The sequence below is a fragment of the Mesorhizobium sp. M7A.F.Ca.US.014.04.1.1 genome (genome assembly GCF_003998745.1).
GTDB lineage: Bacteria > Pseudomonadota > Alphaproteobacteria > Rhizobiales > Rhizobiaceae > Mesorhizobium > Mesorhizobium ciceri.
Map to the genome: position 1 here is coordinate 1 of NZ_RZRW01001006.1, position 1,274 is coordinate 1,274.

Here is a 1,274-nt window from a genome sequence, read left to right on the forward strand (position 1 = left end):
GGTGACGACGCGGATCTTCGGGCGGGACGCACGCGCAGGCATCGTCGGTGGAGTGTCGTCGTCCTTCTCGAATGTGGTGCTGCTGGGCATTCCCTTCGTTCTCGGCGTATTCGGGTCGAGGGGATTCGAAGTGCTGTCGCTGCTCGTTTCCGTGCATCTGCCGACCATGATGATGGCTTCGATCATCATGTTCGAGATATTTGGCCGCGGTGGCAGTGAGCCCGTACACCTGCTGCGCATCGTCCAGAGCTTTCTGAGAAGACTGTTCACCAATCCCCTGATCATCGGTATCCTGGCCGGGCTGGCCTGGCGCCTAACCGGCGCGCCGCTGCCGAACCTTGCCACGCGGCTGGTCGATACGCTGGCTGGCACTGCCGGGCCAGTGGCGCTGTTCGCCATGGGGCTCAGCCTGCGCCGTTTCGGCATATCTGGCAATGTCCGGCCGGCGTTGGCGCTTTCGGTGCTGAAGCTGTTCCTGATGCCGGCGCTGGTGCTGGTCTTCGTCTGGTTGCTCGGCATGCCGCCCTTGACGGCCAAGGTGGCGGTGATGGTGGCCGCGATGCCATCCGGCGTCAATTCCTATCTGATCGCGGTGCAGTTCAACACCGGCCAGGCGCTGGCGTCGAACCAGATGACCCTCGCCACGGCCTGCGCCGCCGTCACCACCGCGTTCTGGCTGACTGTTGTCTTGTACGTTTTCGGGTAAGGCATCGGTGTAAGCACGTCAGCCTGCTCTCGTCTCGCTCTGGCCCAAGCCCTATATGCCATCTTGCGATTGCTTGCGTGCCTTGCCCTCGGTAAAGAGCAGTGGCTCCGGCGTGCCGGCCTCAGTCCATGGCGCACGCGCACCGAAGATTTCACAGACCCGCCCGTCAGGGCGCCGAACGGAGGATAGCATGCTTCAGAAAACCAGCCATTTCATGCGGCAGGCCAATCTCATCAATGGCGAATGGGTGCAGGCCGACAGCGGCCAGACGGTCGACGTCAACAACCCTGCCACCGGTCTCAAGATCGGCACCGTGCCGAAGTCGGGCAAGGCCGAGACCCGCCGCGCCATCGAAGCCGCCGCGGAAGCTTTCAAGACCTGGCGCAAGACGACCGCGCTCGAGCGCTCGAAGCTGCTGCGCAAGCTGCACGACGCGATGATGGACAATCAGGACGTACTGGCCGAACTGCTGACCATCGAGCAGGGCAAGTCGCTGTTCGAATCGAAGGGGGAGATCGGCTCGGCCGCGTCCTACATATTGTGGGTCGCCGAGGAAGGTCGCCGCACC

Annotated in this window: 2 protein-coding genes; both read left to right on the forward strand. The window is 63.3% G+C overall.

The features are described 5' to 3' along the window. Nucleotides 1-706 (forward strand): AEC family transporter (locus tag EOA22_RS33985; protein WP_127390631.1); only part of this gene is annotated, 706 nt, incomplete at its 5' end. A gap of 190 nt (nucleotides 707-896) precedes the next feature. Further along, nucleotides 897-1,274, forward strand: a 378-nt coding sequence (locus tag EOA22_RS33990) for an aldehyde dehydrogenase family protein (protein WP_127390632.1), incomplete at its 3' end; no start/stop codon positions are given.